At 71.3% G+C, this 17,033-nt stretch carries 15 protein-coding genes; 9 read left to right on the top strand and 6 right to left on the bottom strand.

Annotated elements, in window-relative coordinates; all coding sequences use genetic code 11:
* The first annotated feature begins 40 nt into the window (after positions 1 to 40).
* Positions 41 to 1,096 carry a Fic family protein gene (locus ABT129_RS29260; protein ID WP_351907575.1) on the top strand — a complete coding sequence of 352 codons (1,056 nt, stop codon included), beginning with the start codon at positions 41 to 43 and terminating at the stop codon, positions 1,094 to 1,096.
* A gap of 332 nt (positions 1,097 to 1,428) precedes the next feature.
* Positions 1,429 to 3,291: a glycosyl hydrolase family 18 protein gene (locus ABT129_RS29255; RefSeq protein ID WP_351907573.1), complete on the top strand. Its 1,863-nt coding sequence runs from the start codon at positions 1,429 to 1,431 to the stop codon at positions 3,289 to 3,291.
* Positions 3,292 to 3,427: 136 nt separating this feature from the next.
* Here the strand turns inward: ABT129_RS29255 and ABT129_RS29250 are convergent, their stop codons facing one another.
* The 3 genes from ABT129_RS29250 to ABT129_RS29240 all read right to left on the bottom strand — a co-directional run bounded on the left by ABT129_RS29250 (position 3,428) and on the right by ABT129_RS29240 (position 6,247).
* Positions 3,428 to 4,684 carry a hypothetical protein gene (locus ABT129_RS29250; RefSeq protein ID WP_351907571.1) on the bottom strand — a complete coding sequence of 419 codons (1,257 nt, stop codon included), beginning with the start codon at positions 4,682 to 4,684 and terminating at the stop codon, positions 3,428 to 3,430.
* 10 nt (positions 4,685 to 4,694) lie between these two features.
* Positions 4,695 to 5,225 (bottom strand): GNAT family N-acetyltransferase, encoded by a 531-nt coding sequence (locus ABT129_RS29245; protein WP_351907569.1) that lies wholly within the window; start codon positions 5,223 to 5,225, stop codon positions 4,695 to 4,697.
* 83 nt (positions 5,226 to 5,308) lie between these two features.
* Positions 5,309 to 6,247, bottom strand: coding sequence for an alpha/beta fold hydrolase (locus ABT129_RS29240; RefSeq protein WP_351907567.1), 939 nt, complete (start codon positions 6,245 to 6,247; stop codon positions 5,309 to 5,311).
* A 127-nt stretch (positions 6,248 to 6,374) separates the two neighbouring features.
* On the opposite strand from ABT129_RS29240, the gene ABT129_RS29235 reads away from it, so the two are divergent.
* Complete coding sequence (locus ABT129_RS29235; protein ID WP_351907565.1) at positions 6,375 to 7,010, top strand: TetR/AcrR family transcriptional regulator; 636 nt, start codon at positions 6,375 to 6,377, stop codon at positions 7,008 to 7,010.
* A gap of 122 nt (positions 7,011 to 7,132) precedes the next feature.
* On the top strand, positions 7,133 to 7,510 hold the full coding sequence (locus ABT129_RS29230; protein ID WP_351907563.1) for a hypothetical protein: 378 nt from the start codon (positions 7,133 to 7,135) through the stop codon (positions 7,508 to 7,510).
* A gap of 91 nt (positions 7,511 to 7,601) precedes the next feature.
* Here ABT129_RS29230 and ABT129_RS29225 read toward each other — a convergent pair whose 3' ends face one another.
* Entirely contained in the window at positions 7,602 to 8,534 is a 933-nt protein-coding gene (locus tag ABT129_RS29225; RefSeq protein WP_351907561.1) for a YihY/virulence factor BrkB family protein, read from the bottom strand.
* A gap of 430 nt (positions 8,535 to 8,964) precedes the next feature.
* Between ABT129_RS29225 and ABT129_RS29220 the strand changes: the two genes are divergently transcribed.
* From ABT129_RS29220 to ABT129_RS29210, 3 genes are read left to right on the top strand one after another with little or no spacing between them, the layout of a single operon-like run.
* Positions 8,965 to 10,542, top strand: a complete 1,578-nt coding sequence (locus ABT129_RS29220) for a PP2C family protein-serine/threonine phosphatase (protein WP_502981952.1) — start codon at positions 8,965 to 8,967, stop codon at positions 10,540 to 10,542.
* Complete coding sequence (locus tag ABT129_RS29215) at positions 10,539 to 11,663, top strand: cobalamin B12-binding domain-containing protein (RefSeq protein WP_351907559.1); 1,125 nt, start codon at positions 10,539 to 10,541, stop codon at positions 11,661 to 11,663. The genes ABT129_RS29220 and ABT129_RS29215 overlap by 4 nt, the downstream gene beginning before the upstream one ends.
* The gene (locus tag ABT129_RS29210) at positions 11,660 to 12,073 is read left to right on the top strand and encodes an STAS domain-containing protein (protein ID WP_351907557.1); all 414 of its coding nucleotides are present in this window, start codon (positions 11,660 to 11,662) and stop codon (positions 12,071 to 12,073) included. The genes ABT129_RS29215 and ABT129_RS29210 overlap by 4 nt, the downstream gene beginning before the upstream one ends.
* Positions 12,074 to 12,144: 71 nt before the next feature.
* On the opposite strand, the gene ABT129_RS29205 is transcribed toward ABT129_RS29210, so the two are convergent.
* A complete protein-coding gene (locus ABT129_RS29205) occupies positions 12,145 to 13,272 on the bottom strand; it encodes an NHL repeat-containing protein (protein ID WP_351907555.1) in 1,128 nt (375 codons plus the stop codon).
* A gap of 154 nt (positions 13,273 to 13,426) precedes the next feature.
* Between ABT129_RS29205 and ABT129_RS29200 the strand changes: the two genes are divergently transcribed.
* Both ABT129_RS29200 and ABT129_RS29195 read left to right on the top strand, forming a co-directional pair.
* Positions 13,427 to 14,140, top strand: a complete 714-nt coding sequence (locus ABT129_RS29200) for a hypothetical protein (RefSeq protein ID WP_351907553.1) — start codon at positions 13,427 to 13,429, stop codon at positions 14,138 to 14,140.
* A gap of 223 nt (positions 14,141 to 14,363) precedes the next feature.
* The gene (locus tag ABT129_RS29195; RefSeq protein WP_351907551.1) at positions 14,364 to 15,302 is read left to right on the top strand and encodes a hypothetical protein; all 939 of its coding nucleotides are present in this window, start codon (positions 14,364 to 14,366) and stop codon (positions 15,300 to 15,302) included.
* A gap of 287 nt (positions 15,303 to 15,589) precedes the next feature.
* Here ABT129_RS29195 and ABT129_RS29190 read toward each other — a convergent pair whose 3' ends face one another.
* Positions 15,590 to 16,717 carry a PI-PLC domain-containing protein gene (locus ABT129_RS29190; RefSeq protein WP_351907549.1) on the bottom strand — a complete coding sequence of 376 codons (1,128 nt, stop codon included), beginning with the start codon at positions 16,715 to 16,717 and terminating at the stop codon, positions 15,590 to 15,592.
* Between the last annotated feature and the right edge of the window lie 316 nt (positions 16,718 to 17,033).

Genomic DNA, 17,033 nt, shown 5'->3' with positions numbered 1-17,033 from the left:
ACGACAGGTCGCCCCTGTCGTACCACCGCTGGACGCGCAAGTGGTTCCGCCACCGGAGCGAGCCGCGGCGACCGCCGCGCTGGCCGAACTCTCCGACGCCGCGCGGCGGCACCTGGACAACCCCGACCTCTTCCACCGCCCCCGGTTCCGCACGGCCGTGCACAGCCGCCACCTGGCCCGGACCCCCCACCATCGCGTCACGGCGCAGATCGCCGCGGCGGCCGAGCAGCGGGCGGCTGTCGAGTTGCTGGCCGCCGCCTCCACCCGCGCGGAGGTCGCGGAACGACCCGGCCGCAGACCCTGCTTCACCCCGGACGCGCTCAGCGAACTCCACACGCTGCTCGTCGCCGGAGACCCCAGCATTCCCGGTCCCGGGGGTCTGCGCCGGTCGACGGCATCGGTCACCTGGGCCGACGGCCGGGTCTTCACCATCGCGGTGACGCCGGGCCGGGATCTGCACGGCCATGTCGAACGCTGGTACCGCTGGGCCGTACGCACCACCTCGCCGGCGCTCGACGCGGCCGCGCTCTCCATGGCCCGGCTCCTGACGATCCATCCGTTCGCCGACGGCAACGGGCGCACCGCCCGGCTGCTCGCCCAGTGCGACCTGCTGGCGGCCGGGCTGGTTCCGGGGCTGTTGCTGGACCTGGAGGGCTGGACGCACGCCCACCGCCTGGAGCACGACGAGGCGCTCGTCGCCGCGGCCGAGGGCCGGTGGGCGGTCTGGGGTTCCCTCTTCGCGCGTGCCGTCACCGAGACGGCCCGACATCGCACGGCCGGCATCGTGCGCTACGACGCCCTGCTCGCCCGGGCCGCCGCACAGGTCGCCGACGACCCAGCCGCGATGGCGGTCCTCGAAGGTCTGCGGTCCTCGCCCGCCGTCTCCGCCGTCCCTCCTGTCTCCGCCGCCTCAGTCGATCCCGCCCGCCCGAGGCCTCACCCGCAGGGCGCCGCCCTCGCTCGCCTGACGGGCGCGGGCATTCTCGTCCCGCACCCCCGGCTGCCCGGAGCACTGGTGCATCCGCCGTCCTTGGCGGTCCTCGACGAGCCCTGGGCACGCCCTGAGGGCGCGTCCGGTCCTCCGGGGGAGGACTAGCGCCCCTCGGCCGGTGGAACGGTTCCTGGCCCTGGCGGGCATGGGCGCTCCGAGAACCGCACCGGGAGCACGCCCGGGACCTTCGCGCATCAGCTACGACGGCCGGCTGCCGGTCAACCACGGCTCCGGACCGACGATCCGACGACCCGAGGGAAAAGCTCTAGCACCCAACAGCCTTTTGGTCCAGACCTCTTGACGATTGGTCTAGTCCTTCCTAGGGTCGCGGGGACACTGCGGTGGGTGCCGAGGAAGGACACCACGCACTCAGGGACACGCAGGGTTGACAGGCCAGGGACCACCCCTGCCCGCCGAACCTCACCCGAGGAGCATCCTTGAGCACTGAGACGCGACAGCGCCGCATCAGATCGGCTCTGAGCATCACCCCGAACAAGCGGTCCAAGGCCCTCGCGGGCGCCACCGCGCTCCTCCTCCCGCTGGCCGCCATGGTCGGCCTCGCCGCCCCCGCGGAAGCCGCCGCCTCGGCCACCGCCACCTACGCCAAGGCCTCCGATTGGGGCTCCGGCTTCGAGGGCAGGTGGACGGTGAAGAACACCGGCACCACCACGCTCACGTCCTGGACCGTCGAGTGGGACTTCCCCGCGAGCACCAAGGTCACCTCCGCCTGGGACGCCACCGTCACCAACTCCGTGAACCACTGGACCGCAAAGAACCTGGGCTGGAACGGCACCCTCGCCCCCGGCGCGTCCGTCTCCTTCGGCTTCAACGGCACCGGCACCGGTGCGCCCACCGGCTGCAAGCTCAACGGCGCCTCCTGCGACGGCGGCACCACCCCTGGTGACAACGCCCCCTCCTCCCCGGGCAAGCCCACCGCGAGCGACATCACCGACACCTCGGTGAAGCTGTCCTGGGCAGCCGCCACGGACGACAAGGGCGTCAAGAACTACGACGTCAAGCGCGACGGCGCCACCGTCGCCACGGTCACCGGCACCACGTACACCAACACCGGCCTGACCGCCGGCACCGACTACAGCTACACCGTGGTCGCCCGCGACACCGCCGACCAGACCGGCCCGGCCTCCGCCACGACGGCGGTCCGCACCACCGGAGGCGGTGGCGGCGAGAACCCCGGCGGCAGCGGCAAGATCAACCTGGGCTACTTCACCAACTGGGGCAGCTACACGGTGAAGAACCTGGTGACCTCGGGCTCCGCCTCGAAGATCACGCACATCAACTACGCCTTCGGCAACGTGCAGAACGGCAAGTGCACCATCGGCGACCCCTACGAGGACTACCAGAAGTCCTACACGGCCGCCCAGTCCGTCGACGGCGTCGCCGACGTGTGGGACCAGCCGCTGAGCGGTCACTTCAACCAGCTGCGCAAGCTGAAGGCGCAGTACCCGCACATCAAGGTGCTGTGGTCCTTCGGCGGCTGGACCTGGTCCGGCGGCTTCGGCCAGGCCGTGCAGAACCCGACCGCCTTCGCCCAGTCCTGCTACGACCTGGTCGAGGACCCGCGCTGGGCCGACGTCTTCGACGGCATCGACCTGGACTGGGAGTACCCGAACGCCTGCGGTCTGACCTGTGACACCAGCGGCCCGGCCTCGATCAAGAACATGATGCAGGCCATGCGTGCCAAGTTCGGCCCGAACAACCTGCTCACCGCGGCCATCACCGCCGACGGCTCCAACGGCGGCAAGCTCGACGCGGCCGACTACGGCGGCGCGGCGCAGTACGTCAACTGGTACGACGTGATGACCTACGACTACTTCGGCACCTGGGCCGCGCAGGGCCCGACGGCCCCGCACTCCCCGCTGACCTCGTACCCCGGCATCCCCGCGCAGGGCTTCAACTCGGCGGACGCGATCGCCAAGCTGAAGGCCAAGGGCGTTCCGGCCTCCAAGCTGCTGCTCGGCATCGGCTTCTACGGCCGCGGCTGGACCGGTGTCACCCAGTCCGCCCCCGGCGGCACCGCCACCGGCCCCGCGGCCGGCGTCGAGCCGGGCAACCAGTACTACAAGGTCCTGAAGACCACCTGCCCGGCCACCGGAACGATCGCGGGCACGGCGTACGCCCACTGCGGCACCAACTGGTGGAGCTACGACACCCCCGCGACCGTCGGCACCAAGATGGCGTGGGCCAAGAACCAGGGCCTGGGCGGCGCGTTCTTCTGGGAGTTCAACGGCGACACCGTCGACGGCGAACTCGTGAACGCGATCAGCAACGGCCTGAAGTAACCCCTGGTACGGCCACCGAGCCCGCCCGCCCCGACCATGGGGCGGGCGGGCTCCTTCGTGGCTGCCGAGCGGCCACCGCGTCCGCGTGCCGACGCCACGGGCGCCGGCCCCCGCGCGGCATCGTGGCCGTGCCGGGTCAGAGGATCGTGTTGTAGATGCCCCAGCCGTAGCCGATCTGCTTGCGGGTCGAGACCGGTACGAGGCGGGAGTCGCGGTAGACGCTGTCGTACGCCCAGAGCTTGCCGGACGCGTCACGGGCGATGAGGTTGGCACCCGAGCCCGTCAGTGTCCCGGTCCAGGCCAGGGAGTTGTAGGCGTTCCAGCCTCCGCCCACGCGCGTACGCGGGTAGAAGCCCGGGAAGCGCGAGGCGTACGCCCACAGGACGCCGTCCTTGTCCCGCGCCACCGGGTCGTAGCCCTGCGCCTGTCCCGCGATGGCGGTGTAGATGTTCCAGCCGTCACCCATGTCCCTCCGGCCTTCGAGCGCGTACGCCGGGTCGTCGGCGCCGGTGAACGCGTACCGCCAGACCTTCCCCGACCTGTCCCGCGCCAGCAGCCCGGTCGCGTGGCCGGTGAGGGCGGTGTACTGGTTCCAGCCGCCGCCCACCCGCGCGCGCGGCTTGAAGGGGGCGGCCGTGTTGCCCGAGCCCTCGTAGTACCAGAGGACGCCGTCCTTGTCGCGGGCCATGAGGTCGCCTTGGCCCGCCGCGTTCCGGTTCGTGACGGGCACGATCGCCGTGTAGGCGTTCCAGCCACCGCCGATGCGGGCGCGGGCCTTCAGGGGCTTGTCGGCGCGGCCCGAACTCTCGTACTGCCAGAGCACGCCGGACGTGTCGCGGGCGAGCACCGTCGTCCGCAGGTACGCCTCCGGGGTGCCCTTGACGAACCGGAAGGAGACGGGGCCGCGGTCGGTGACCCTCCCGGCCTCGTCGGTCACTTCGAGGGTGGCCGTGACCGTACCGAGAAAGGCCGCGGAGGTGGTGGCGTCGACGCGGATGTCGTACGCCAACGTGGTCGACTCCCCGGCCTGGGTGGAGACCTCCGGGAGCGGGGCCACGTTGTACGGGCTGTCCCACGAGCAGGGCTGGAAGGCACCTCCGTCGACGGCACAGGTGGAAGTGACGGTGTCGTACGAGGGCCGTTCGTTGCCGGCCTCGTAGGGTTGTGTCGGGAGGAGCAGACGCGCCTTCATCCTGCCGCCCGTGTAGTGCGAGAGCGCGACCTTCACCCGCGTGGTCACCGCCCCCTCCTCGCCGGAGGCCACCACCAGCGGACCGCCCTCCTGTACGACCGTCCCGGTCGCGGCGGCGGCGGTGGCGGTGACCGGCGGAGTCGGTGCCGCCGTCGCCGCCGTCGCGCCGACGGTGGTGACGACGGTCAGGGCCGTCGTCACCACCAGGGCCTTACGTGTATTTCTTCCCACAGTCCCCCCAAAAAGGATCTCGGTGTCTCGTTGGACCTCCGAGGGACCCGAAGGGTTGTACGGAGCCACTGCCACGGAGGTCCGGGCGGTTTCTGGGCAGCCCGAAGCCCGCCATCTCCTTCTCCTCGTACGACAAGAAGCCCAGGCTCCGGTAGAACGCGTGGTTGCGCCTGCCTTCCGGAGACGCCTCGTGGTCCGTGGACAGGAGGAAGAAGCGGCAGTGCGAGTAGCGGGGCATGAGGTGCTCGACCAACGCCCGGCCAATGCCCTGCCTGTGATGGGCGGGGTGGACCACGACGTCCTGGACGTAACAGATGTGCTCGTCGTCCGAGATGGTCCGGGCCAGTCCGAGGAGTGTTCCCGAAGCGTCCCGTGCGGTGATGACGAGATGCGAGTTCAGCAGGCCGCGGCAGAGCTTGTCGACGTCGCCGGTGTAGCCCTCCCAGCCGACCGACGCGTAGAGGCCGGCCACCTCCTCGGGGTCGAACTCGCTCTCTCCGGCTATGAACACACGAGACCCCTTTGCGGTGGTACTGCATCTGACGACGGACTCGGCGCCGCATCCGACGCACACATACGTGCTGCCCGACGCTTCTACGCGTCGGCCGCGGTGGAGTCGAGGGCGTCGACGTCCGCCATGAAGTCGAGCATCCGGGCGTTGACGACTTCGGGGTGGTCGATCTGCGGTCCGTGACCCGTCGCGGCGATGATCTCGGCCCGGGCCCCGGCCACGAGGCGTGGCACCCGCTCCAGCTGGCGCTTCGGGTGCACGAGCAGGCTGTGCTTGCCCATGATGACGTAGAGCGGGGTCCGGATGGAGCGCAGCGCGTCCTCGGCGAGTGGCAGGGGTGCGGGGCGGCGGATCCGGTACGCGCGGGCGCCGAGTTGGATCCATGTGAGCATCTCGGGGACGGCGAGGACCGGCTGGTCGAGCCAGGCCGCGAGGCGCGGGCGCAGCGCCTTGGGCGCGAGGGTGGCGAACAGTCCGGCGAACACCCAGGCGAAGAAGCGCAGCCCCACCCTTTCCAGGCCGCCCGGGTCGAGGGCGGTGACGGAGGCGAGGCGTCCGGGGCGGCGGTGGGCCTGGTTGAGCACCAGCCAGCCTCCGTAGGAGGAGCCGATGAGGTGGACCCGGTCGAGGCCGAGCGCGTCGAGTGCCTCGTCCATCCACTGGGCGGCTCGCTCGGGCTGCCACATGGGTGCGCGGTGGACGCTTCGTCCGGCGTCGCCGGGGGTGTCGAGAGCGTAGACGGGACGGTCGGCGCTGAGTCCGGGGGTGTTCGGGTACCACATGGCCGATGAGTATCCGGCGCCGTGGATCAGGACGATCGGGGTGCGGGATTCGGCCGCGGGGTCCTGGGGGCCGTACCGGTAGACGTGGGTGGTGCCGAAGCTGGTCTCGACGTCGGTCTCGGAGCGTATGGGTGCCCCCATCGCGTAGAGGACGTCGCCGGCGGCGAGGTAGCGGTCGCGCAGGGCGTCGTTGACGTAGCGGCCGACATCACGGCGGACACGGGTCGCGTTCTCGGGCACGGAGCACCTCCGGGAAGATCCGTTCATCGTGATACGACCGTACCATGACGTTGATACAGCGGTACCATGAAGGCGGCCGGGGAAGGCCCGCCACGAAGCACCCATCGAGGGGCGGAGACACCAGCACATGCCGAAGCGCGTGGATCACGAGGAACGGCGCACCCAGATCGCCGAGGCACTCATCCGAGTCGCGGGGCGGCGGGGGCTGCACGCCGTCGGCATGCGGGACGTGGCGGCGGAAGCGGGCGTGTCACTGCGGCTCGTGCAGTACTACTTCGAGACCAAGGAGAAGCTCCTCTACTACGGGCTCCAGCACCTGACCCGTCGCTTCACCGAGCGCGTCACCCTCCGCCTCGCCGCCGCGGGCCCGGACCCGGGTCCCCGCGCGACGACCGAGGCACTGCTGCTGGCCTCGCTCCCGATCGACGAGGAGAGCCGTACCTTCCACCTCGTCTACACCTCGTACTCGATCCTGTCCGTGACCGACGAGGCGCTGGCAGCCCAGCCGTTCATCGACAACCCCGACGCCGCGGAGAACGCGGTCGCGGGCCTCATCGCACGTGCCCAGGCGTCGGGATCGGCCGATCCCGACATCGACTGCCGCATGGAGGCGATCAGCCTGCTCGCGATGGCAGCGACCCTGGGCACCAGCGTCCTGGTGGGCCAGCGGGGGCCGGAATCCGCCATCGCCGTACTCCGCCACCACCTGGACCGGATCTTCACCACCGTCGGGACGACGGCGAGCGGCACGACCACCGGCTGACCCCCGGCCGCTTCGGCGGACGTTCCCGGCCCGTACGGGACCGCTCGCGGCGGGATGTGTCACGGAATCGCGGGAGCGGCGTTCTACTTCCTGGAACCCCTTCCCACGACGACAGGAATCCCATGGGCAGGAACAAGCCCGGCAAGCCCCGCCGCCCCCGCGTCCCCCGCCTGCACACCCTCCGAGAACCGAACCCTCCCGGTGCCGCCCACGAGGTACCGCTCCAGGTCCGGGCCGGCGGATCCGTCTGCGTACCCGACGGCGTATGGAACGACGTTCCCCTCGATGTCGCGGGCGCCGTCCTCTTCCTGCGCGCTTGCCGCTCGCAATCCGAGACCCCGGACCCGGAGGAGTACGGACGGCACATCGACGTGAACGGCCCCGACCACGCGCGTGAGCTCTTCGCGGCGGCCGAGGCCACCGGGTACGTCGACGAGAAGGGCTGTGACGCCTGTCCCGTCGGCGACCTCTGCACCCGTGCGGAGACGGAGGCCGGGTAGAGCCGATCGGCCTTGGTCACCCTGCCGCCGTGCGACCCGTCGATCGGCTTCCCGACCCACGTCAGCAGCCCGTCCCCGGCGGCAGCGCGGCTCACGGGTTCCCGGAGGAGACGGACGCGGTGCTCCGGTGCTCCGGGCGCGGGACCGAAGGAGCCCCGGTCCCTGCGGACACCGCGTTGAACTGCGCGCCGGCGAGCAGCGCCAGGTTGGTGAACCACAGCCACACGAGGAAGACGACGATCCCCGCCAGCGAACCGTAGAGACGGCTGTAGGTCCCGAACTGCGTGTAGACGGTGAAGAGCACGGAGGCACCGAGCCACAGGAACGCCGCCAGGGCGCCCCCCGGGAACCCCTTCCACTTTCCGCGCGCTTGAGCGGGCCCGGTCCGGTAGAGGATGAGGATCAGAGCGGTGACGATGAGCAGAAGCACCGGCCACCGCAGGACGTCCATGGCGCCCGTGCCGGAGTATCCGGCCGCCACGGCGATCCGGCGGGCCACGGGACCCGTGGCGACGAGGCTGGCGGCGCCCGCGACCAACAGGGCCAGCAGGACACCGGCGGTGAGGACGAGGACGTGGGCCGCCCGCAGGGGCGGCCGCGTGTCGGGCAGCCTGTGCATCGCGTGCAGGGCCCGGCGGAAGACCGCCAGGTAACTGGAGGCCGACCACAGTGCGCTCAGGACGCCGCTGACGAGCAGGACCCACAGGGAGGACGGCTCCGAGGTGAGGCCCTCCAGAGCGTCGCGGAGCACTTGGGCCGACTGCGGAGGCGCGTACGAGGTGAGGTCGAGGATCAGGCGCTCGCGGGTGTCGGCCCCGGCCATGCCCACCAGGGAGACGGGGACGAGCAGGGCGGGCACCAGCGCGAGCACCGCGTAATAAGTGAGGGCTGCCGCGTAGTCGGCGATGTTGTCGTTCCAGAGGCGTACGGCGGTGTCGCGCAGGTACGAGCGCGCTCGTCCCAGTCGCCCGCCGGCGCGGATTCCCGAGCTGCTCAGGTGCGTGCGTTGAGTGTTCGATGCCACGTTGCCCTCCTGCCCGGCGCGGCCGCTCTCATCCTCCGTACTCCGCTCCACCTGCGGCCCGGTCGTGGCCGTCGGACGAACCGCGCGGCCCTGCGGCCCTCTCTCCCCGAACCTCTCGCCGAACCTCTCCCCGTACGGCATGCCCGTCTCCCTCACCTGGCCGTACGTCCGGCCCACAGCGCGCTGGAGGCCACCCGGCCCTGCCGGACGTCACGTCACCTTCACATCTGTGCCGATCCGGCGGACGGGAAGTGGGCAGGTTGCCAGCGGTTGGCGGCCTGAGGGATGGTTGACCGAAGGCAACATTCCCTTCTATAGGTGAGGTGAGGGATTCGCACAGCGAGTCCTAGACATTTTGGCTGTATCCAGAGCGCGCACCGTCGCAGAAGCAGAGCAGAACTCTCCCTGGGGCCGTGCCCCGTACCCCGTTCTGGTAGCTGACGCCAGGGGCACAGTCATACAGCGCAACGACGCCGCCGGAGCGCTCCTGCCACGGGCGACCCCCGGCACGTCCCTCGCGGACGCGGCACCGGGGTGGCTCTCCGCGGCGCATGCCGGCCGCCGGATCCCCGCCCAGGACCCGGGAACGTCGGCCGCTCCGCCCTCCGGGGTGATCGAGGGCCGTTCTTTCGAGGCGCACCCCAGTGTCTGGGACGACGGCACGGTCGCCTGGTGGCTGATCGACGTCACCGATCGCCAGCAGGCCCGGGAAGACCTGCGCACGGAACGGGAGCGGACCGCGTTCCTCGCGAAGGCGTCCAACACCCTGCTGTTCTCCCTCAACCTGGGGCGCTGCATGGACGTGACCGCGCAGATGGCAGTCGAAAGCCTCGCCGATGTCGCACTGGTCATCGCGCCGGCCAGGGGGCACCGGCTCCCGGTGGTGACCTGTGTGCGCGGCGGTGTCCCCGTCCTGTCGCAGCAGACGGTGAACCCTGACGACGTGCCGGGGCTGGGAGAGGCTCTGCGCGGGTTCCCGCCCGTGCCCTCCCGGTGGATCGACCCGTCGGCGGCGCCCGAGTGGATGGTGCCGCAGGGCTTCGGGGCGGTCGGTTCGGTGGTGATCACCCCGCTGCCCGGGCACGGCGTCCCGGCCGGCGCCCTGGTCCTGCTGCGCAGGGCGAGGAGCGCAGCGTTCACCGAGGAGGAAGAGGTCTTCGCCCGCCTCTTCGCCGCCCGTTCGGGGGCGGCGATGTCGGCCGCCCGCCTGTACGCGGAGCAGACGGCGATCAGCGAGATCCTCATGCGGGATCTGCTGCCGCCGACCCTGCGTCAGGTGTCCGGGGTGGACTTCGCGGGCGGCTACCGGCCCTCGGGGGACCACGAGCGGATCGGCGGCGACTTCTACGACGTGCACCCCGCGTCCGTCGAAGGGGAGCCGTCCCTCGTCACGCTGGGGGATGTGTGCGGCAAGGGCCTGGAGGCCGCCGTGCTGACGGGCAAGATCCGCAACACCCTGCACGCGCTGCTGCCTCTCGCCGATGACCACTCACGGATGCTGAGGCTGCTGAACAAGGCGCTCCTGAACTCGCACCACACCCGGTTCGCGACGCTGGTCCTCGCCTCGGCGGTCCGCCGGGGTGACGAGGTGGATCTCAAGTTGACCAGTGGTGGGCATCCGGCCCCGCTGATCATCCGCGCCGACGGCACCGTGGAGGAGACCGACACCCACGGCACGCTGGTCGGAGCCATGCCCAGCGTGTCCGCCCACACCGCCGCTGTCACCCTGGCGCCCGGCGAGTCCTGCGTCCTGTACACCGACGGCATCACCGAGGCCAAGGGCGGCCCGATGGGCGATGTCCTGTTCGGTGAGGAGCGCCTCGCGCGCGCGTTGGCCGGGTGCGCGGGCATGCCCGCCGAGGGCATCGTGGAGCACGTCCTCATGCTGGCCGCGGAGTGGCTGGGCGGCCGTCGGCACGACGACATGGCCGTCGTCGTGATCGCCGCGCCGCGGGCCCACGCTCCGCGTGCGGTGAAGGACGCGGCCCGGGGCAGGTGCACCGGATGAGCATCGGTACGCCGCCCCTCCTTCCGAGCAGGCAGCACTGTGAGCAGCTGGCGGAGTCCCTGTGGAACGCCGTCTCCGTCGGCGACGAGTACGCCGCCACCGGTACGGTGGTGCGTGCTCTGGACGAGGGCACCGATCCGGAGTCCGTACTCCTGGACGTGATCGCCGTCGTGCAGGGCAGGGTCGGCGAGGAGTGGGCGGCCAACCGGATCAGCGTCGCCCAGGAGCATGCCGCCACCGCCATCAACGAACGGGCCGTCGCGGCCCTGGCCGTCCACACCGCCGCCCGCACCACCCCGACGCGGGGCAGGATCGCGGTGGCCTGCGTCGACGGCGAATGGCACGCCCTGCCCGCCCGTCTGCTGGCCGAGACGCTGAAGCTGCGGGGCTGGCAGGTCGACTTCCTGGGCGCTCAGGTTCCCTCACCGCATCTCATCGCGCACCTCCACCGCACGCGGGCCGACGTGGTGGCCCTCTCCGGTTCGATCGCGACGAGACTGCCCGCGGCGCACGCGGCGATCACCGCGTGCCAGGCCGTCGGGGTGCCCGTTCTGGTCGGCGGCGCCGCGTTCGGGCCCGAGGGGCGGTACGCCACCCTGCTCCGCGCGGACGCGTGGGCTCCGGACGCCCGTACCGCGGCGGACCGCCTGGCGCAGCGCCCGCTGCCGCGCCCCCGGGTCGAGCACCAGCAGTTGGACGACCTGCCGCACCTGGCCGACCAGGAGTACAGCCTGGTCACCCGTAACCGAGCGTCGCTGGTGCGGGCTGTCTTCACGGCGCTGGACGACGCGTTTCCCGCCATGCGCGGGTACACCGACCACCAGCGCGAGCGCACGGCCGAAGACCTCGCGCACATCGTGGAGTTCCTCGCCACCGCGCTCTACCTCGACGACGAGACGCTCTTCACCTGGTTCATCACGTGGACCGCGCGGATCCTCGTCGCCAGGGACGTGCCCGCGCGGAGCCTGCTGCCGGCCCTCGGCCTTCTCGCCCGCGAGCTGAAGGACTTTCCGCGAGCCACGCGCATCCTCGAGCGCGGGACGGAAGCACTCACCACCGGTCCCTTCGCCACCGGTGACATCACGACCGATCACTTCACCGCCGCCGGGAACACTGGATGACCACGCCGCACCCCGACCACCTGCGGCTGATCACAGTCGCCACCGAGAACGACGTACGCATAGAGCTCGTCGGAGACCTCGACTTCGACAACGCCGACCTTCTCCTGAGCGAGGTCACCGACCTGCTCGACAGCCGGCCGCGCCTGCGCGAGCTGCACCTGGGCTTCGGCGGGGTCGGCCTGGTCGACTCCATGGGACTCAGCATCCTGTTGATGATCGGCCGCCGCACCGCCGAAGCCCAGGTGCGCCTGCATCTGGACGACCGGCCCGCGGCGTTGGACCGACTCCTGGTGCGCACCGGTACCAGCGTGTACTTCGGTACGTCGCCCGCCGCCGACACCGGGGGAACCTCAGGTTCTCCGGAGGACGCGGCAACGGTCCGCCCCACCGGGCCGGACCACGCCGCTTAGGCCCGGTCCGGCCCGGTCCGGGCGGCCTCGGAGGACGCATACCTCCACATGCCCGTCGGGATGGGTCCGGATCAGCGGCGGATGCCCGCGTACGCCGACGGGGAGACACCGCCCTCCGCGCCCTCCGCGCCGCCGACCGTCCAGACCCGGCCCGCCGCGTCGGTCGCCGCCCCGTAGAGGAATCCGGCGCCGCGCGGGCTCTCGGTGCGGGTGAGCAGACCCTTGAGGTCGAGGGTCAGGACGTAGTTTCCGGCAGGGTTGACGTCGGGGTTCATGGTCTCCCCCACGATCACCGGGCGGCCGGAACCGTCGAAGGCGATGTCGAACAGCTGTCCCGTCTCGGCCGGGGTGCGGACCGTGCGCCAGGCGCGCCCGTCGAAGCGTACGACCACGGGGCGCCGCCACAGGCTCTCGTCCCTGATGTGGCCGACGGCCCACACGTCGTTCGCCGCCCGCACCTCGATGCCGTCGAACATCGCCCCGTCGAGACCGGCCGGCAGGGTCTGCCTGGTCCACGACGTGCCGTCGAACCGGGAGACGCCGTCGCCGATGGCGTGGACGACGCCGCGGGGGCCGACCTCCAGCTGGGAGACCCAGTTGAGCCCGGTGTTCGCCGGCAGCCGGGTCCAGCCGCCGCTGCCGTCCGCGTTCCCCCGGAACAGGGCGGGCACGTACTCCCCGGTCGCGTCGGTGTAGCCGCCGTGCGCCCAGACCGAGCCCTTGGCGTCCACGTCGACGGCCGACAGTGACGTATCGCTCGCGCCCTCGGGGAACGGCGGGGCGACCTCGCTCCAGGCGGTGCCGTTCCAGTGCTGCAGCAGCGCGCGTCCCCGGTCCCAGTCCGTCTCGCCCACCGCTTCGTAGCGGGTGCCGACGGCCCACACCTCGTCGGGCGCGCCGACGGCGAGGTCCTCGAGGCGACCGTGGTCGGCGGGCTGCGGGGGCGCCTGCCAGCCCTGGGCGGTCCAGCGCAACGCCACCGGGGCCCAGGGGCGGGTGGTCTCGTCGGTGCGCTTCCCCACCGCCCAGGTGGCACCTCCTGCCGTCTCGACGTCGAACAGCACGCTGCCGCTGCTGCCCGGCGGGCTGACGTTCCGCCAGTTCTGCGCGTGGGCGGCGGCGGGTGACGCGGCAACGGCGACGAACGCCGCCAGTCCGACGGCGACGGCGGTGGCCGCACGGGGCACGGAAAGGGTCATGAAGGGCTCCCCCGAATCGAGTTGGGTCATGTGCTCGCTCTCGATACCTTTGACGCGCCGAGCCCTTGGATATGTTTCACCCTCGCCCGAAAGAGCGTGCCCGCGTGGCGCCGGTGGCCGAGGGCGCGGGTGACCCGGCCAGAGAGGGGACCCGATGTCCGACCATGTGATCGAGGACCTGATCGCGGACTCGGTCCGTGTCCTGGACCGACACAGTGGGTCCGACGATCCGCGCGTCAGGGACCGGATCGGGGCCCTCTACGGCTTCGAGAGCGGCTTCGACTGCTCGTTCACCAGGTTCCGCGTGATGGACATCCTGCTGCGCCGGGGGTACGCGTACCGGTTCCCGGTGAACCGCCACCCCGACCATGCCGAGCGGCCCGCCCACTTCGACGCGCTGACCGAGTTCACCGGCCTGCGCGCCTTCGACGAGGACGCTCCCGACTTCGACGGCTACGAGTCCTGGCTGGAGGACGGTTACGTCCAACCGCCGTTCCTGTACTGCGAAGCCGGCACCACACTGTGGCGGCGGATGGTCGCGCGCGGTGAGCTCCACGGATCCGACGCCGCACCGCTCCGTCGTACGCCGCTGATCGACGTGGTCCGCGAGGTCGCGGTCGCCGCCGAGAAGGAACGGGACCACGAACTCATCGGCCTCTGGTACGCGTTCGGCTGTGAGGCCCTCCTCGGGGGCCCCGCCGGCTGCCCCTACGACATCGAGGAACTCGCCGAGATGGACGCGGTGCGAGACCTGCGAGCCGTCGTCCGCCGCACCGACGCGCTGACCGTCGCGCTGCGGTCTCCCTACGCGTGCCCCGTCGAGTTCGCCGAGGAGCCGGACCTCGAAGCGTGGTGGTGGCGGCTGTAGGCCCCGGCGACGGCAGGTCGCCCGGAGGATCACGCGGTTGAGCCCGGGGATTTCCCCAACGAGGGTTCGCGATCTCTCTAAGCTTGTCGGTGACCGCATGAAGGCGGTCACCGCCTCTTCGTGCGGCGGGGGGAAGCGCCGACCGGGGGCGCGGCGCGTGCGCTCGCGCGCGGGGGCCGACGGGGGCGCGGCGCGTGCGCGCACGCGCGGGAAGGGAGCCGTCATGGCAGAGCAGACGCACCTGATCGAGCAGCCGAGGCCGCCGCTGGACGCCCGGAAGCTGGCGAGCCTGTGGAAGGTGACCTCGGTCGGGTACTTCGATCTGAACCCGGCGTCACCGAGAGACGCCGCGGGAGCCCTGGGCCTGTCGGAGGGCGTGGTCTTCGGGTACACGAGCGAGATCGGCTACGAGGGTTGTGGCCTGCGGTGGAACGAGGCCGCCGGACTGCTCGAACTCGACCGCCCCGTGCCCGAGTGGTTCAAGTGTGCCTCGCAGGTGTTACGCAAGGACGTCCACGTCATCGAGCCGATGGTCTACCGGTCGGACGAGGAGTGGCCGGGACACTGGTCGGCTTGGATGACGGACCGCCCGATCACCTGGGTGGGCGCCAGGCCCACGGTGAACAGCGGCTACACGCTGTGCCTGGACATCACGGCGGAGACCCACCTCGTTCTGCGGCGGGCGGAGTTCGAGCACTGTGCGGACTTCACCGAGGCTCTCCAGAGGGTCTACGGAGCGCTCCAGGCGTTCCTCTCGGTGCCACAGGAGCGGCGCGTCGGCAAGGACGAGGCGATCACGGGACTGATCCGGCTGATGACCGCCCACGGCTGCCGGCGCCTGTTGCCCGCCAACCCCTGGCTCCTGGAGTCGTGGCACCAGCACCTGTTCGACGTGGTGCAGGCGCTGACCTCGCAGAGCAAGCGCGGGCGCGACGGCGACGGGCTCGGCGCGGCCGGCCGCCACGCGCCCCACCGGCCGACCGGCTACGTGGCGAAGGTCGGCCACATCATGGCGGCGGACGGCGGACGGCGTCTTCCCGCGATCATGCTGACCCCACAGCTGAAGCCGGCCAACAACGAGCCGGTGCTCGCGCTCTCCGCGGTGGACGGTGTCGACTACTACGGCAAGGCCGCCACGCATCCGAGGAACGAGGCGAAGTAGCCGACACCGTCCGTCGGCTGCCATACCGCCACGACCTGGACGAGACACACGCGCAAGTGAGCGATTACGTGATGCGCGGCGGGCCGACGCGCCGCCGACTCTGCGGAACCGACGCGTCCGCACCCTGACGTCTGCGGACCGACGCGTCCGCACGCCGATGCGGAGTTCTCGGCGTCGCCACCTCGCTCAGCGACCTGCGGAGCCCGTCCGGCCGATGGCGCGGGATGGGGCGATCCACCCGCCGTGACACCGGAGGCGGGTGGATCGCGAGGGGTTGCCGACGGGGCTCAGTTGCGGGCGTTCAGCTCCGCGACGATCGAGGCCGGTGTGTGGCCGCTGCGGTCGGACACCCGGTGGAAGTCGACCGAGACGAAGTTCGGGTCGCGCCCGCCGGCCGCCGGGCGGCACCGCTGGTCGATGCGGTCGCGCAGCTTGGTGCCGTTGTCGAGGGCGGCGTTGATGAGCGTGGGGACGTTCCGCTGGTGGCTCATGGTGAAGAGGCGGCGGAAGCCCGGCTCCTGACGGTCCAGTGGCACGTCGGCCCACCGGGTCACGCAGGAGACGTCGTTGCCGAGGTCGCCGAGGCTCCAGTAGTTGCTGACGGTCCAGGCCTTGTCGTACATGACGCCGAGGTGCTCGCGGTCGGGCTCGTCGCTGAAGATCAGCAGGCGCTTCCCCGAGGCGACGAGGTCGGTCATCCTCGGCCACCCCTGCTGGCGCACGTTCCACGCGTCGGGCCGGAAGAGGACCTGGTCGAGGCCGCGTACCCGGCCGAGCGAGTTCCCCAGCTGCTGGGCGCTGACGTAGTCCTCCAGGAAGATCGACACCACCTCCTGGGGGTTGGCCGCGAGGAAGTCCACCACGGTCTGCATGCTGCCCTGGAAGGACTGCCGGGGCAGCGCGTACGTGACGCCCGCGAAGGTCTTGCACTCCCCGTGGCACAGGTAGACATCGCTCGGGTAGCAGTCGCTGCCGAAGCTGATGACGCAGAGCCACCTGCTCTTCTCGTACCAGTGGGTGTCCAGGCTCAGGCCCCGCACCCCGTTGTCGAGCTGGTGGCGGATGGACTCGGACTGTGCCACGGAGCTCCAGCGGGAGTCCTCGTAATTGGCGAAGGCGTTGTGGGTCGCGAGGAAGGAGACCTCGTCGAGTCGCCGGTCGCCCCAGCGGGCCCGCGCCAGTGCCACGGCGGGGGCGTTCGCGGTCGCGGGCGCGGCGGCGGCCGTGGCGGGGCGGGCGGGCGTGGGAGGCGGCGCGGCGCTCGCCAGAGCCGGTGTCCCCAGGAGGCCCAGCAGAAGAAGGAGGACGACGGAGAACCGCCCGGTTCTCCGTGAGGACGTGGTCCGGACCGAGCGCGGTGCGCCCCGCGGGGCCGCGCCGAGGCGAGCTCGAAATGGCATGTTCATGGTCGGCATGCGCAGGAGCGTAGCGCGGCGGCGGTCGATTCGACCCCTGTCGGGAGGGTAATTGTTGGTATGCACCAATATGCCCGCCCCTCGCCCCTGCTCCGACGAGCGGAGCGGGGCGCTGCCGGGACCTCTGCGAGTCGTCCGCCCCACCCCTGCCGGTGGCGCGCAGCTCCGCCGCTACTGAACTACCAGTCAGTCACATGCACTGTGTACCCCCTCGCGCCGACCGGGCACAAGACTCCGCACCCCGCGAGCTCAAGCCCGCCTCCGAGGCGGCTCCGACCGCCGAAGTCCCCCACCGGGTAGGGGGTGTTCAGGCGCC

Source organism: Streptomyces sp. NPDC002057, from assembly GCF_040296665.1.
Classification (GTDB): Bacteria; Actinomycetota; Actinomycetes; order Streptomycetales; family Streptomycetaceae; genus Streptomyces.
This window is presented reverse-complemented; position numbering and strand designations above follow the sequence as displayed.

What these genes read in the sequence shown, in the direction of transcription:
- ABT129_RS29200 (WP_351907553.1), top strand. Translation starts at nt 13,427, where the DNA reads ATGTCCGACCATGTGATCGAGGACCTGATCGCGGACTCGGTCCGTGTC.
- ABT129_RS29205 (WP_351907555.1), bottom strand. Translation starts at nt 13,272, where the DNA reads ATGACCCTTTCCGTGCCCCGTGCGGCCACCGCCGTCGCCGTCGGACTG.
- ABT129_RS29215 (WP_351907559.1), top strand. Translation starts at nt 10,539, where the DNA reads ATGAGCATCGGTACGCCGCCCCTCCTTCCGAGCAGGCAGCACTGTGAG.
- ABT129_RS29195 (WP_351907551.1), top strand. Translation starts at nt 14,364, where the DNA reads ATGGCAGAGCAGACGCACCTGATCGAGCAGCCGAGGCCGCCGCTGGAC.
- ABT129_RS29190 (WP_351907549.1), bottom strand. Translation starts at nt 16,717, where the DNA reads ATGCCGACCATGAACATGCCATTTCGAGCTCGCCTCGGCGCGGCCCCG.
- ABT129_RS29235 (WP_351907565.1), top strand. Translation starts at nt 6,375, where the DNA reads ATGCCGAAGCGCGTGGATCACGAGGAACGGCGCACCCAGATCGCCGAG.
- ABT129_RS29210 (WP_351907557.1), top strand. Translation starts at nt 11,660, where the DNA reads ATGACCACGCCGCACCCCGACCACCTGCGGCTGATCACAGTCGCCACC.
- ABT129_RS29230 (WP_351907563.1), top strand. Translation starts at nt 7,133, where the DNA reads ATGGGCAGGAACAAGCCCGGCAAGCCCCGCCGCCCCCGCGTCCCCCGC.